The 15,897-nt window shown below is 40.1% G+C and carries 10 protein-coding genes and 2 pseudogenes; 5 read left to right on the forward strand and 7 right to left on the reverse strand.

The window, feature by feature from the left end; all coding sequences use genetic code 11:
• Positions 1 to 6: 6 nt before the first annotated feature.
• Positions 7 to 3,131 (reverse strand): annotated as a pseudogene (locus C4E06_RS29630) (efflux RND transporter permease subunit).
• A 55-nt stretch (positions 3,132 to 3,186) separates the two neighbouring features.
• Entirely contained in the window at positions 3,187 to 4,659 is a 1,473-nt protein-coding gene (locus tag C4E06_RS18520) for an efflux RND transporter periplasmic adaptor subunit (RefSeq protein ID WP_198648802.1), read from the reverse strand.
• 225 nt (positions 4,660 to 4,884) lie between these two features.
• Between C4E06_RS18520 and C4E06_RS18525 the strand changes: the two genes are divergently transcribed.
• The 3 genes from C4E06_RS18525 to C4E06_RS18535 are packed head-to-tail and all read left to right on the forward strand — an operon-like array spanning position 4,885 to position 6,887.
• Positions 4,885 to 5,826 (forward strand): glycosyltransferase family 2 protein, encoded by a 942-nt coding sequence (locus tag C4E06_RS18525; protein ID WP_107669566.1) that lies wholly within the window; start codon positions 4,885 to 4,887, stop codon positions 5,824 to 5,826.
• A gap of 4 nt (positions 5,827 to 5,830) precedes the next feature.
• Positions 5,831 to 6,424 (forward strand): hormogonium polysaccharide biosynthesis acetyltransferase HpsU, encoded by a 594-nt coding sequence (hpsU, locus tag C4E06_RS18530; RefSeq protein ID WP_107669538.1) that lies wholly within the window; start codon positions 5,831 to 5,833, stop codon positions 6,422 to 6,424.
• Between the two features lie 16 nt (positions 6,425 to 6,440).
• A complete protein-coding gene (locus C4E06_RS18535; protein WP_107669540.1) occupies positions 6,441 to 6,887 on the forward strand; it encodes a DUF29 domain-containing protein in 447 nt (148 codons plus the stop codon).
• Between the two features lie 198 nt (positions 6,888 to 7,085).
• Here C4E06_RS18535 and C4E06_RS18540 read toward each other — a convergent pair whose 3' ends face one another.
• Positions 7,086 to 7,625: a DUF2267 domain-containing protein gene (locus C4E06_RS18540; protein ID WP_107669542.1), complete on the reverse strand. Its 540-nt coding sequence runs from the start codon at positions 7,623 to 7,625 to the stop codon at positions 7,086 to 7,088.
• A 375-nt stretch (positions 7,626 to 8,000) separates the two neighbouring features.
• Between C4E06_RS18540 and C4E06_RS18545 the strand changes: the two are divergent.
• Positions 8,001 to 8,240: pseudogene (locus tag C4E06_RS18545) on the forward strand (DUF29 family protein); the annotation flags it as partial.
• A gap of 70 nt (positions 8,241 to 8,310) precedes the next feature.
• On the opposite strand, the gene C4E06_RS18550 reads toward C4E06_RS18545, so the two are convergent.
• Positions 8,311 to 10,227 carry a transketolase C-terminal domain-containing protein gene (locus C4E06_RS18550; protein WP_107669545.1) on the reverse strand — a complete coding sequence of 639 codons (1,917 nt, stop codon included), beginning with the start codon at positions 10,225 to 10,227 and terminating at the stop codon, positions 8,311 to 8,313.
• Positions 10,228 to 10,273: 46 nt separating this feature from the next.
• Positions 10,274 to 11,563, reverse strand: coding sequence for a glucose-1-phosphate adenylyltransferase (locus tag C4E06_RS18555; RefSeq protein ID WP_107669552.1), 1,290 nt, complete (start codon positions 11,561 to 11,563; stop codon positions 10,274 to 10,276).
• Positions 11,564 to 11,883: 320 nt separating this feature from the next.
• On the opposite strand from C4E06_RS18555, the gene fabG reads away from it, so the two are divergent.
• Entirely contained in the window at positions 11,884 to 12,579 is a 696-nt protein-coding gene (fabG, locus tag C4E06_RS18560; RefSeq protein WP_107669554.1) for a 3-oxoacyl-ACP reductase FabG, read from the forward strand.
• Positions 12,580 to 12,666: 87 nt separating this feature from the next.
• Here the strand turns inward: fabG and C4E06_RS18565 are convergent, their stop codons facing one another.
• Together C4E06_RS18565 and cimA are read right to left on the reverse strand one after the other, a co-directional pair.
• A complete protein-coding gene (locus C4E06_RS18565; RefSeq protein WP_107666397.1) occupies positions 12,667 to 13,848 on the reverse strand; it encodes an RNA-guided endonuclease TnpB family protein in 1,182 nt (393 codons plus the stop codon).
• A gap of 240 nt (positions 13,849 to 14,088) precedes the next feature.
• On the reverse strand, positions 14,089 to 15,720 hold the full coding sequence (gene cimA / locus C4E06_RS18575) for a citramalate synthase (protein WP_107669556.1): 1,632 nt from the start codon (positions 15,718 to 15,720) through the stop codon (positions 14,089 to 14,091).
• Between the last annotated feature and the right edge of the window lie 177 nt (positions 15,721 to 15,897).

The raw sequence follows: 15,897 nt of genomic DNA on the forward strand, positions 1-15,897 counted from the left end.
TTACAATTATGATGACTTTTTCGGTAAGAATTTTTCGGTGGTCATTTTAACGACAATATAGAGAATAGGGACTACAAATAAACTCAAAAAAGAAGCCACTAACATTCCGCCAAAAACCGCCGTTCCCAAAGACTGACGACTCCCTGAACCGGCACCCGTTGCCACGACTAAGGGAAAAATACCTAATAAAGTAGAAACTGCCGTCATTAAAATAGGTCTAAGTCTTTCTTGTGCCGCTTCTATGGCTGCTTTCACTAAAGGTAAACCCTCATCTCTTAATTGGTTAGCAAACTCCACAATAAGAATAGCATTTTTACTCGCTAAACCAATTAACATCACTAACCCAATTTGACAATAAACATCATTAGCAAACCCCCTTAATAATTGTGCCGTTAATGCCCCTAAAATAGCCAAAGGAACCGCCAAAATAATAATAAAAGGGTCGATATAATTTTCATATTGTGCTGCTAAGACTAAGAACACAAATAACAATCCTAACCCAAAAATAATGGGTGCAAGACCGGCGGAGTCAAGTTCTTCTAAGGAAGTGCCAGACCATTCGTAACCAAACCCCGGCGGAAGAACCTGTTTAGAAACGGTTTCCATGGCTTGTAGGGCGGTTCCTGAACCCACACCCGGTGCTGGACTGCCATTAATTTCTATGGAACGATAGAGGTTGTAATGACTAATGGTTTGGGCCCCAGTGGTGGGTGTTAAGGTGACTAAGTTAGATAAGGGAACCATTTGACCGTTTTGCGATCGCACATACAATTGATTGATATCTTGAGGGTTGGCGCGAAATTCCTTATCCGCTTGCACATAAACCCGATAGGTACGCTGTTGTAGGGTAAAATCGTTCACATAGCGAGAGCCTAACGCGGTTTGGAGGGTGCTAAAAATATCATCGATAGAAACTTGTAACGCTTGGGCTTTATTGCGGTTGACTTCAATGATAAATTGAGGGGTATTAGCAGAAAAGCGACTAAATGCTTGACCAATGGCAGGATTTTGGTTGGCAGCCCCCAATAATTGCCCCATCACCTGCACTAACTTGTTAATATCTTCGCTTCCCTGTTGGTCTTGTAGTTGATAGACAAAACCGCCAAAATTTCCTAAACCTCGGATAGCCGGAGGGTTAACGGGGAAAATATTCGCTTCAGGTATTTGACTAAATTTACCCCAGAGTTTACCAATAACCGCTTGTGCCGAATGTTGAGGCCCCGGACGTTCTTTAAAGGGTTTGAGGGGGCTAAAAATCACCCCTTGGTTGGCACTACTACCCCAAAGGCGAACCCACCCACGGCAAAGGTTGCTTTAACGTCAGGTTCTTCTAAAATGATGTTTTCTACCTGTCGCATCACGTCGCTGGTATATTGCAAGGAAACCCCTTGAGGGGCTTGAATAATGGTGATGAAATAGCCTTGGTCTTCTTCTGGGGTGAAAGCGGTGGGAACCTGGTTATATAGCCATGCTGTGACCAATAATAAGGCTACGAAGACCCCCACCACCACCAGACGCAGATGAGAGAGGGTATGAAGCGATCGCCTGTATTGTCCCTTGACCCAGTCTAAAAAGTGATTAAATTGATTAAAAATGGTTCCTAAAAAGCCCGGTAACTTTTGTCCCTTTTCTAATAATAAAGCACATAAAGAAGGAGTTAGGGTTAAGGCCAAAAAGGTAGAAATAACAATAGAAAACGCAATAGTTAAAGCAAATTGTCGATATAAAGCCCCTGTGGTTCCTGGAAAAAATGCCACTGGAATAAACACCGCCATTAACACTAAAGAGGTGGCAATAACGGCTGATGATAATTCCCCCATGGCCTTACTGGCTGCTGCTTGAGGGGACATATTTTCATCTTCGATATAGCGGTTAATTTGTTCAACGACAATGATGGCATCGTCCACCACCATACCAGTTGCTAAGGTTAAACCAAACAGAGTTAAACTATTAATTGAAAAGTCAAATAATTTAATAAAAGCAAAGGTTCCAACCAAAGCCAAAGGAATAGTTAAAGCCGGAATTAAAGTGGTTCTCCAATTTTGTAAAAAGATTAAAATAACAACAATAACTAAGCCGACGGCCATGATTAAAGTTTTAACAACTTCCGATAAAGATTCCTCTACAAATTGAGTCGTATCAAAAGCAACCACATATTTTAAATCAGGGGGAAAAAATTCCGAGAGACGATCCATTTCTGCTTCAACTTTTTTGGCCACTTCTAACGCATTCGAGCCGGTTCTTTGGTAAATTCCCATCCCGACCGCTTCTTGTCCTCGGAACCGCAAAAAAGAACTATAATCTTGCGCTCCTAATTCTGCTCTTCCCACATCTTTAAAGTAAACTAAACCGCCATTTTCATCGGTTTTTAGGAGTAAATTTTCAAACTCTTGAGGATCTTTTAATTGACTAATTGCCCGTAAATCGAACTGAAATTGTTGACCTTCTGGTGCCGGTTCTGCCCCTATTTTTCCGGCTCCCACTTGTAAATTTTGTTCGGATAACGCAGTAACCACATCTTGAGTGGTTAACCCGCGACTGGCTAATTTATTGGGGTCTAACCAGAGACGCATGGCATAACGACGTTCTCCAAAAATGCGGACATTTCCGACACCATCAAGACGTTTGAGAGCATCAACTAAATATTGATCGGCGTAGTTACTTAAAAAGACATTATCATAACGATTATTATCACTATATAAACCAATTCCTAACAGTAAACTATTAGATTCTCGGGTAACTTGAACCCCTGTTCTTTGTACTGCATCAGGTAACTGCGATCGCACCACAGACACTTGATTTTGTACATCAACAGCAGCTAAATCGGGGTTGACCGAAGAATCAAAGGTAACAGTAATACTACTGGTTCCGCTATTACTGCTACTGGAACTAATATATTTGAGTCCTTCAACTCCATTAATTTGTCGTTCTAAAATATTAGTAACGGCATTTTCTACCACTTCGGCACTCGCCCCATTATAAGTAGATTGAACTTGAACCTGAGTTGGGGCAATTTCAGGAAATTGAGCTAGAGGCAACGTAAATAAACTAATTAATCCCACTAATAAAATAAGGAGGGCGCAAACAGAAGAAAAAACTGGGCGTTTAATAAAAAAATCAACAAAATTCATTGTCTAAACCTGATTACAATCAATCACTTTTCTAAGGCTGAATACAATTCAGTCCCTACGGACTTTTTAATTCTGCAATAGGCGCACCGTCTTGTAACTGTAAAATACCAGCCGTGACAATTTTTTCTCCCGGTTGTAACCCACTAATTACCTGATAGTTATTGCCTTGAACTTCCCCTAATTCTACCTGTCTTTGCTCTGCAACAAAGGGGGCAGAATCTTCTTTATTTGAGTCATTAGGTTGAGCAACAAACACAAAAGTTTGTCCTCCTAAACGAGACACTGCCGTAGTGGGAATTAATAAGCCTTGACCTTGTTGCCAGATGACTCTGGCTTGAATAAATTGACGGTTTAATAGAGAGCGATTATTACCATCAAAGGTGGCTTTTGCTAACACTAATTGAGAGTCAGCCGTAACATTGGGAGAAATAAAACTAATGTTTCCGGTGGCGATCGCTTTTTCTTGATTATCCAGAATTTGTACCGGTAAGCCCAACCGTAAACGGGACGCATCTTCTAGAGGAATGGATAAATTGAGTTCTAAAAGATTATTTTGGGTTAGGGTGGTTAAAGTATCCCCTTGACTCACATAGTCTCCGGCTTCGACGGGAATGTCGCCTACAATGCCGGAAATGGGGGCAACAATACGGGTTTTACTGACATTAACTTCGGCGGTACGCACTTGGGCAATGGCTTCTGCCACATCGGCCCTTGCTTGGGCGATCACTTCTTGACGGGGACCCGTTTGTATTCTTCGCAGGTTTTGTTCTTGCCTTTCGACGGCCGCTTGTAACTCATCGATGTTAGTGAGACGACTCTTTTTGAGTTGGGATAAACGGCGTTGAGCTTGTTCTAACTCCGCCGAAGCACTGCGAGCCTCTGTGACATATTCTTGATATTCATCAGTAGAAATAGCCCCTTCTTGTTCGAGGTTTTCATAACGGCCAACCCGTTGCCGGGCCAACTCCGCACTCGCTTGGGCCGCGTTAACTTGAGCTTCTGCCTGGGCAATTTCCTCTAGACTACCGCCGGTCTGAGCATTGTTTAAACGGGCTTTAGCCTCTCTTAAACGGGCTTTAGCCTCTTGTATATCCTCGACACGGTTTCCGGCTTCTAATTCGGCTAAACGGGCTTTTCTGCTGGCCAGTTGTGCCTGAGCTTCTAATAATTCCGCCTGCCAGTCATTGTTATCCAGTTGCACCAGCAATTGACCCTTGCTAACGCGATCGCCATCTCTGACTAAAATTTCATTAATACGGCCTTGAATTTCTGGTCTTAAGATTACTGCGTCTTGGGCTTCTAGGGTTCCCACGACATCTGAAACCGTTTTGACAACCCCAGGCTTCAGGGTGTTTAATTTCACGGAGGTGGGGGGGGTTTGTTGGGCTAAGGCCGATGATGATTGATTGTTACTCTGTTGAGTAAACCACCAAGTTAACCCAGAGCCGGTAGCGGTTATTAAAACTAAAATACCCAAAATCAGTGGCAAACGCCCTATCTGGGTCTTATTTTCTTTTTCTTCGGACATTTTGTTCACTTTCCTGTTAGACTTTTCCCTAGACGACGGAACTTGATCTGTGTCGAACATTGATACTTAATTGCAATTTTGTCTTTTTTTTTACTTTGTTGTCTTTATATTTCTTAATATAGCAAGGATCAAAAGGCTTATAGGCGGTTGACTGCTAAAGACTCCCCATGATTTCCTATTACCTATAATATTAAGTAAGATTAACCCTTAACAAAAATGTCTAAAATGACGGCTAAAGTTCCAGTTTCTGTTCTCATTCCCGCTTTGAATGAAGAACTTAATTTACCGGCTTGCCTAGAAAGTGTTGCCAGAGCAGATGAAGTCTTTGTAGTTGACTCTCAAAGTAGCGATCGCTCTATCGAGATCAGTGAGCAATATGGAGCCAATGTGGTTCAATTCCATTTTAATGGACGCTGGCCGAAAAAGAAAAATTGGTCTTTAGAAAATTTACCTTTTCGTAATGAATGGGTTTTAATTGTGGATTGTGATGAACGAATTACCCCTGAATTATGGGACGAAATCGAAGAAGCCATTAAAGACAATGATTTCAATGGTTATTATCTCAATCGTAAAGTCTTTTTCTTAGGAAAATGGATTCGTTACGGTGGCAAATATCCCGACTGGAATTTGCGGTTATTTCGCCATAAATCAGGACGTTATGAAAACTTAAACACAGAAGATATTCCCAACACAGGAGATAACGAAGTTCATGAACACGTTATCTTACAAGGAAATGTAGGCTATCTCAAAGAAGATATGCTACATATCGACTTCCGTGATATTTATCATTGGTTACAACGACACAACCGTTATTCTAATTGGGAAGCACGGGTTTATTATAATTTATTAACCGGTCAAGATGACAGTGGCACCATTGGAGCCAATTTATTTGGAGATGCCGTTCAAAGAAAACGATTTCTTAAGAAAATATGGGTCAGACTTCCCTTTAAACCCCTCCTAAGATTTGTGTTATTTTATTTTATTCGCTTAGGGTTTTTAGATGGTCGTGCCGGCTATATTTATGGGCGTTTACTCAGTCAATATGAGTATCAAATTGGGGTAAAACTTTACGAATTACGAAAATTTGGGGGACAATTAAATGTTAATACGAATCCTCAAATAAATGATTCAAAAACAAACTCGGAACCGATAAAAGTGAAGTTATAAAATAATGGAATTAGAGTCAAATTCTGCTCCTATTGTTGATGATCAACCCTGGGTTAATTTAAGTCAATATGACCAATCTTGGTATGATCGCGGTCGTCCTGGCTGGTATGTCTTACTATGGTGGTTAATACAATCCGTTGCCTTTCCCTTGAGTTTACACAATGCTAATGGCTTTCGTTGTTGGTTATTGCGTCGTTTTGGGGCAACCATTGGCAAAAAGGTTATTATTCGTCCGACAGCCCGTTTTACTTATCCTTGGAAGGTTAGCATCGGGGACTATAGTTGGGTTGGGGATGATGTGGTTTTCTATAGTTTAGAAGCCATCAAAATTGGCTCTCATAGTGTCATTTCTCAGAAATGTTATTTATGTACAGGAAGTCACGATTTTCAAGATCAAACCTTTAATTTAATGGTTAAACCGATCATTATTGGTAACGGAGTTTGGGTAGCAACAGACTGTTTTATTGCCCCTGGGGTTAAAATTGGTTCTAATGCTGTTATCGGAGCTAGAAGCAGTGTTTTTAAGGATATTACTGTAGCTATGGTGGCTTGGGGAAGTCCTTGTAAAGGTCATTATCCTAGAAATATGAACTCATGAAATCGGAGAAAAAGTTATGACTCTAACTAACACAAAAACTCTGTATGAGCAAGATTTTGCTTTATGGATAAAAGACACAGTTAACAAGCTAAAATTAGGGGATTTCTCACAAGTTGATCTAGAGAACTTAATTGAGGAAGTAGACTCTTTGGGTAAACGAGATAGAAGAAGTTTAGAAAGTCGTTTAATTACTTTATTTGAACACGCTTTAAAACGTCGTTATGTTAATTTACCAGACTGTTATCGAGGTTGGGAGGTTACCCTTAATCGTACACAGCAAAAATTAAATCAAATTCTGAATGATTCTCCTAGTTTACGAAATTTTTTACAAGATATATTACTTGATTGTTATCAAAAAGCGTTAGAAAATATGGAAATTGAATATGATAATGAGTTTCCTAATATTTATCCTTTTACTGAAAAGATTGATCCGTTATTAAATAGTAAATTTTGGACTGATTAATATTATGACTTTAACTAACACAAAAACTCTGTATGAGCAAGATTTTACTTTATGGGTAGAAAATAGCACTTCGTACTAAAGATAGAAAGAAACGGAATGAAGATAAACAAGACTGAATAGGGATTGATTTACTCAACCCCTACGATTAATTAGGTGATTTTTTATCAATCAGAGCAGTAGAAATAATTTGCTGTTAGCTTAAGCCTCTCGCCAAAGTTTCTGTACGTAGTCCGGCAACCAACCGGCAATCTCCTCAATCCGTTCTGCGGAAAGTTCGTCTTTAGTAGCAGAAAACACGGCTTTAACAGCTTGCTCTCGATCAATCTGTGGTGGTAGTCCTCCTTCATTGGCAGCGCGGAAGAGGAAGCGATCAGAGTCGATTTTAAAGATCCCTGGACCTTGCCAAGGCGGACGTACTCGACTCAAAAATCCGACCAGTGGATTGCGATCTTTCCAAAGATCAGCTACTTCCATCTGTAGTGCTTTCTCATCCGTCGACATAACCTCTTGGTGTAGTTCTGCTTCGACGCGATCGGCTGTTTCTGTCTCCATTAAATCGCGCATGATCCGAAATACTACGTCAGTAAAGTCTCTTGCATCATAGGGCTCAGCAAATCCCCCTTTGACCATGACTTTTTTCAAAAATGAGCGATTCTCGTCAGCGATGACGGTTCTGGAATCTTCTAACTCCGTCGAATCGATTTCGGGCAGATTTTTCTTTAATGTTTCATCCGGCATTTTTTTTCGTACTTTCTAATGTAGAACAATTTTGTTTATATAGATAAATTTACACAGGTTGAAACATTTAGCATCTCTCGGAAGTTTGAGATATCTTGTCTAGGGCGTGTCTGCAAAGTGTTAAACTAAGTAGATCACAAAGATCCTAGTTAGGATTGCGGGGGAGCAGGGAGACCGGAGCGGAGGAGAAAGAAAATAGAATAAAAATAAAAAATTAGGGAATATGATTGAGATTCTTAGAGATTTATAACCTTTTGAACTTTTATTTACTCTAAAATACTTTAAAATAATCTCCCCTTCTCCCCACTCCCTGCTCCCTTGCAGCCCAAACAAGTAAGTTTTCGATCTACTGAAACTTAGTAAAACTACTCAAGAATTTTGAATCACTGTTATCGAGGATGGGAAATAGAAATTAGAAATTTTCGCAAAGGATTAAAAAGAGAGTTTAAAAATTCTCCTAGTTTAAAAAGGTTTATGTTAGAAATATTCCCAGAGTCTTATCAAGAAGCCTTAGAAGCCATGAAAGAAGATTATCCCGATACTTATTTTCCTGAAATTTATCCTTTTCCCAGTCATGTAGAAAAATTGTTAAATGATAAGTTTTGGAACCAATAATATTTATGCTACACATTTTCTTAGGAGTCAACGCTGGGGGTCGTCAAAGCGTTGACCCCCATAACATTAATTAATTGATGCCTTTGGATAAAGCCTTAACATGACTGATAATACCCTGGGGATCAAGTCCTTGATAGGGGTATTGTTCCCATAAACCGCCACAACCTTCTTGATAGGTTCCGAGATGGGCATATTTAGGGGTATAACCCCGTTCTAATAACCAAGTCCCGAAACGGCTACCCAGTCCGGTACGACGGTTAAAGGCTTCAACCACCATTACTAAAGGAGAGTTGCCGATTTTTTCCATCATCTCTTCATCCACTACGTTTAGAGTCGATTTATTAATTAAACCCACATCTAAACCCTCTTGTTTCAACTGTTCAACCGCATCTAAAGCACGATAGAGACATTCTCCAAAACTGACCACATAACCGGCGCTTCCTTCTCGTATCACCTCATCTTTGCCAGGGGTAAATTGATAATTATCTCCATAGAGTTTATTACCATTGCTATCTAAAAGATAAGGAACCTTAGAACGAGTGGAAAAGATAAACCGTAACCCTGGGTCATTAAACACCGCTTTAACACAAGCGATCATTTGTCCGGGATCACCGGGGAAATAAAGACGGGTTTCGTCTCCTTCTTCGAGGCCGTTGTCAGCGAACATATTATTAATGCCGAAGTGACAGGTATTATCGGCCATATCATCGATCCCTGCGTGGGAAAAATGACACAGTACATTAGACCCGTTCAGTCGGGCCATGGTAATCTCAGAAACACACATCTCTAGAAACGCGCTGAAGGTAGCATAAATCCCTTGTTTTCCTTCCTCCATGCCAAAACCAGCGGCCGCCAAGAAGTTGCCCCGTTCCATAATACCGCCACTGACGAAGATATCAGGATAGGCTTTACGAATCTGTTTTAAACCGCAAGATCCCTCTAAATCATTATCAATACACATAATTTTATCTTTGCGATCTTGCTCGCTCATGGAATCTAAAATAGAAACCACCGTATCCCCGAAAATATTACGGTTTGATCCCACTTCTTCCGTTGATCCCATATAAGTGTAGGGATTTTTCGCTTTAGAAATGCTCTTGAGATAGTCAACCGCTTCTTTATGACCTCGGTTTTCTAAATAAGCGATCGCAGCATCGACGGGAATCACGTCATGGCCTTCGGGGGTTCCTTCAATCCCCTCAACCCCGACAGACATTTTACGCTTATTAATCACCGCCATCGGTCCATCATTACTAATGGCTTGATAAATGCGGTGATAAAGACTCTCGATGTCTTCTCCTTCTCCGGTAAAGGTAGTTAGTCCATGGCCTTCTAAGGTGCGGGCCACATCAAAGCCTTTTTGATATTCAGAAGGGTGGCCCGCGATGGTCACATCATTATCATCGATGATTAATTTAACGTTGAGATTTTGAGACACAGCTAACCGGGCCGCTTCTGCGTCGTTTCCTTCTTGTTGGGAACCATCGGACCCTAAACAGAAAACAATTTTATCAGGGTTAGCCATTGCTATTCCATTCACATAGGGCCACATATGGCCCAAGCGTCCGGAACTAAATTGAACCCCTGGGGTTAACCCTAACTCTGGGTGTCCGGGGAGTTTTGAATAAGCTTCTCGGTAGTGGAGGAGTTTCTCGGCCGGTAGTTGACCCCGGAGGGTTGAAATCAGGTATTGAGTAGCGACTCGGTGGCCTGCTTCATCGAAGAAAATCGGTACAAATTTATCTGGCGCACCTCTGAATAAACCATCAAGAATCATCACTTCAGGAACGGTGTCATAAGGACCCCCCGTGTGACCGCCTACCCCTTTGGCTGCTCCTGTTGCCGTGAAGAAAATAATCACATCTCGACACAGTTGAATATTATGTTGCAAAGTTTCTTTTTGTTGTTGGCTTAACTTGGGTTGAGTGGGATCTAAATTTAAGGGTTGATAAGCACTGATATCGATAGGAAAGGTTTGAGTTGCCATTTTATTGTTCTCTATGTATGTTTAATTGGTTGGGTTTTCAGGCTAATTAAATGACCGTATCGTGGGGAATGACTGCATCCTTGATAACGGTGATAATGTTGCTGCGAATATAAAAGCCTTGATCTTCTTTTTCGGCTTCACTGACATTATCTTTGTTAATAATCTTGACATTGCAACCAATACGAGCATTTTTATCAATAATAGCTGTGTCAATGGTGGTATTTGAGCCGATACCGATGGGAATGTTTTCTAAGGAACAGTCTCCTTCTTTTTCAAAATCAGATTGATAATAATCTGCTCCCATGAGTAAGACATTTTTGATGGTGCAACCTGAATCAATCCTCGAACGAATACCGATGACAGAATTTTCAATATAACAGTCTTTTAAGACACAACCCTCACTCACCATTGACTGAATCACTTCACATTTTAGTTGTTTGGTGGGAGGTAAATAACGCGCTCTGGTGTAAATCGGAGCCGCTTTATCATAAAAACTAAAAGAAGGATTTGGCTGTTTGGCTAGAGCCAAGTTAGCCTTAAAAAAGGCTTCGATGGTTCCGATATCTTCCCAGTAATCATTAAACAAATAAGCTTGTATATTTAAGTCTTTGATGGCATTGGGAATGATTTCTTTCCCAAAATCAGTACAGTCTGGCTGTTGTTTGAGTAAATCAATTAAGACTTCTCGCTTAAATAAATAAATCCCCATTGAGGCAATATAGGGCTTAATTTGAGACTCTTCTGCTGAAAGTCCGAGGGTTGTGGTATCTACTTCCATCCGTTTGAGATCATCCCCTTTGGGTTTTTCCTGGAAGTCAATAATACGGCCAGTATCATCAATCTTCATTAACCCAAAACTAGAGGCTTGTTTTTCATCCACAGGTAGCACCGACAAGGTTATATCTGCATTGGTTTTGCGATGATGTTGGATAAAATCACGATAGTCCATACGATATAAATGATCTCCTGAGAGAATCAAATATTCGTCCGCCTCTGCTCTATCAAAGAGCCATAAATATTGTCTGACAGCGTCGGCGGTTCCTTGGAACCATTTCATATTTTCTGGGGTTTGTTGTGCCGCTAATATTTCTACAAATCCTTGATGAAATCCAGAAAAATTGTAAGAACGAGAAATATGTTGGTTTAAGGAAGCAGAATTAAACTGGGTTAATACATATATTTTATGAAGATTAGAATTAATACAATTACTGATAGGAATATCAATTAATCGATGTTTTCCTGCTAAGGGGACAGCCGGTTTTGCTCTTGTTTTGGTTAGGGGATAAAGTCGGGTTCCTGCGCCACCACCAAGGATAATTGAAAGTACATTATTCATAAAATTCTCCTAGTTAATTGTTTTCTTGTTTCAGTCGAAGCCAAGGTTAATCCTATCTATTATTGTCTAACCTACCTACAAAGCTAGTTTTACTTTTGATTGGGATACTTTCGCTATAGGGTTGATTCTCAATCATGAGTGAAATGATTTTTTGTTTAAGATTTAACATAGTTTTATCGGTGTTGTCAAATAGAGCAAAAAATAATCGACTGATCTCAAAAATTTTGCCAGCAATGTATTGAAAAATACCCCCTTGGGAAGAGGTTGTTATTAACGTTATACTGGTCAATAGATAGAAGACAGTATGAGTAATATTGATTATGAAAGGCAAGCAAGTTCTATTAACGGGAGGAACCGGAGGATTAGGATTAGGGGTAACGCCAGAAGTGCTGAAACGAGGGGCAAAGGTGACTATTCCCTATCGAGATGAAACAGAGGTTAAACGCCTTAAGGATAAATTAACTCCGACAGATTTTGAGAAAATCCGTTTTGTTAAAGCCAATTTGCTCGACGAAAATGTGGTTAAACAGTTAGTGAATGACTTAAATGGAGTTGATGTTTTGATTCATCTTATGGGAGGTTTTTCTATGGGAAAAACTGATCAACAATCCTACGAAGACTGGAAATCAGCCATTGATTTAAACCTTAACAGCACTTTCTTACTCTGTAAATATTGTTTAGGTGCCATGTACAAATCAGGATATGGCAGAATTGTCACCGTAGGGTCTCGTGGTGCCGTGCAACCCGATGCTGATTTAGCGTCTTATTGTGCTTCTAAAGCCGGTGTGGTGGCTTTAACTAAGTCTATTGCAGAAGAGACGAAAGGGTTTAATATTACCGCTAATAGTGTGCTTCCTAGTGTCATTGATACCCCGGCTAACCGCGAAGCAATGGGAGAAGATAATGTTTCAAAATGGGTGTCTCCTCATTCTTTAGCGCAGGTTATTTGTTTTCTTGCGTCTGAAGAAGCTAAGGATATCAGGGGTTCAGCTATTCCTGTTTATGGGCAAGTTTAAATCAATTAAAGTATCCTAAACAATTAATTGCCATCTGCTTCATGAAACCTAGACAAACCTGGACAGGCTTGTTGTTCAATTCCTGCTTCAACCAAGGGAGACGGCTCCTTCTTGTCCACAGGCGTTCACCGATAAGCCATCGGCATTCTTGATCCAACCTTCGATATTTTTTGAGGCGTTGAGATCCCTGTCCATAACTTGGCCACAATTTTGACAATAATAAACTCTTTCAAATAAGGGCATATCTTGTATATTTCCGCAGACTGAACAAGTTTTTGAACTGGGGAACCACCTATCTACTATGGTTAACAAAAAGCCAAAACATTCTTGTTTATAACTCAACAATTCTCGAAAACGATACAATCCTAAATTAGATAAGGCATCGGATAATTTGTGGTTAGCCATCATCCCTTTTATGTTTAAATCTTCTATGAGAATATGTTGATAAGTTTTGGCCAATAATGTGGTGGTTTTTTGCAGAAAATCTTCTCGAATGTTGGTTATTCTTTTATGCTTTTTTCTTAGTTTCTGGTAATATTTAACCGCATTTTTAGATGCAGAGATTCCAGAACGACGGTTGCTGTGTACCTTATTTCTGTTTCTCCATTGTATCTTTCCTAGCTTGGTTTTCGCTTTTTTGATGGAAGATGGAGCCTCCAAGGTGTTTCCGTCACTAAGAGTGGCAAAAGTTTTTATTCCTAAGTCAATTCCTACTTTTTTATGGCAGTGTTTCATCTCAGGTCTTTTACAAGCTGAAACGGCAAAACTTATATACCATTTCCCTGCAGACCTCGATATAGTAAAGGTTTGAGAAACACAGTTATAAGGGATAGCCTCTTTTAATCTGAATGTTCCCAAAGTAGGAATTTTTATCTTTTTTCCCTCCTTGACTAATACCTTACCGTTAGAACTATCTACTGTAAAACTACAGTGATCTTTCTTCTTTTTAAAACGAGGTAAGTCTGCTTTTATTTTAGGCTCTCTCCAACGGGAAAATGCTTTTTTCAAGTCCCTAAAAGCATTCTGATAAATGCGAGATGAATATTTATTTGTCCATAAATATTCTGTTTGCTTTTTAGTAATGTTTGTAAAGACTTTCTTGATAGCATCTAACCGTTTTGAGTCACTGCCAGAAATTTCGGGAATATCCCAGGTGGATTTGAGTAAAGATAAGCCATGATTGTATACAAAGCGAGAAAAGCCAGCACAGCCAGCAAAAAAGCTCTTTTCTTTGTTATTCAGCTTTAATTCTCTCTTAATTGCGTACATGATTAGCTCTTTTGTAATGTTTTGACACTAACTCCTGCTAAATCGGCAAATTCACTTGGTCTATAGTGCATCCTAGACATTCTGTATAGGTATGTCGAGTATTGTACAGGTTTTTGTCTTCTAGAAAAAGCTCTTTAAGATATATGAGGGATTAATTTAGGTTCCAACATTTTCATAATTTGTTATGAATTAATCTTTTTTCCCCACACTCAAAGATATAGTAATGAGTTAACGACATATTCAAGACATGGATTTGACTGGTTTTTTCATAGTTGATTTTAACAATAAACCGTATTCAATTCCCTCTACTACGGCTTGATAAGAGGCTTCTAAAATATTAGGAGAAACCCCTACAGTAGTCCACCGTTCATGACCATTGCTCGACTCAATTAAAACGCGAGTATTAGCGGAAGTTCCGGCACCTCCATCGAGGATTCTAACCTTATAATCCGTGAGATGAAATTGGGCAATTTCAGGATAAAAATTAACTAAAGCTTTCCGTAACGCACTATCTAAGGCAGAAACAGGTCCGTTACCCTCGGCTACCTCTAATCTATCTTCTCCATTCACTGTTACTTTAATCGTCGCTAACGCATTACTATAGGGCATTCCTTCCCCATATAACCTATCACAATGAACTTGGAATCCTTGTAGTTCAAAGAAGCTTTTTGTCTGTCCTAACGCTTGACGCATTAATAGTTCAAAGCTGGCTTCTGCTGCTTCAAATTGATAACCTTCGTGTTCTAATTCTTTAATCCTTGTCAAAATTTCACGACAGGCAGCATCTTCTTTTTTTAACTCAATGCCAAAGGTTTTGGCCTTGGATAAAACATTACTTAACCCGGCCATTTCTGAGATAACAATGCGCCTTTCATTGCCAATATTTTCTGGTTTAATATGTTCATAGGTTAAAGGATTTTTCTGCACCGCAGACACATGAATGCCTCCCTTATGGGCAAAGGCCGAACGTCCCACAAAAGGCGCGTGGTCATCGGGGGCTAAATTAACCATTTCGCTAATTAAACGGCTCGTTTTAGTTAGTTGGGTCAACTGGCTTTCTTCTAAACAGTGATAACCCATTTTTAACTGTAAATTGGGGATTAAAGTACATAAGTTCGCATTTCCGCAGCGTTCCCCGTAACCGTTGATGGTTCCCTGTACCATTCTCACCCCTTCGACCACTCCAGCTAACCCGTTGGCCACGGCGGTTCCAGAATCATTATGAGTATGAATACCTAATTGAGGACTATCTTGATCGGGTTGAATCTCTAAGGAAGTTATCACATCTTTAACAATGCGACTGACATTGTGGGGTAGGGTTCCCCCGTTGGTATCGCATAAAACTAACCATTCTGCCCCGGCTGCTTTGGCGGTTTTCAGGGTTTCTAGGGCATAGTCTGGGTTATTGACATAGCCATCAAACCAATGTTCTGCATCATAAATGACACGCCGTCCCTGACTACGGAGATATTCTATCGTATCGGCGATCATGTTTAAATTTTCTTCTAGGCTGGTTTTTAGCCCTTCGGTGACGTGGAGATCCCAAGATTTACCAAAAATGGTCACCCATCGGGTTCCGGCAGCTAAAATCGCTTTTAAAAGGGGGTCTTCGGCCGCTATTTTATGGGGACGACGGGTCGAACAAAAGGCGACTACTTCGGCTTGGGTAAGGGGTTCTTCTTGTAACTTCCAGAAAAACTGCACATCCTTCGGGTTAGCCCCTGGCCAACCGCCTTCAATGAAGGGAATCCCCATTTTATCCAATTGACGAGCAATTTTAAGCTTATCCTCCAAAGATAAGGCAATGCCTTCTCTTTGAGCCCCGTCTCTGAGGGTGGTATCGTATAGCCAAATTTGATTAGCTGTCCCCATAGAATTATTTTAGCTTTAGTGAATCGGTTGAAAGGCTGTTTTGTCCTATTTTCAGATTACCTCATGATAGGCGATCACGTTCACATACAATAACTTTTATTTTATTGTTTTAGCCAACTGATTAAAATACTTTTGATGCGTTTCAGTCTTTCTGGTGATATATTTCCTAAACGTGCA

Origin of the sequence: Cyanothece sp. BG0011, from assembly GCF_003013815.1 — a bacterium.
Classification (GTDB): Bacteria; Cyanobacteriota; Cyanobacteriia; order Cyanobacteriales; family Microcystaceae; genus Crocosphaera.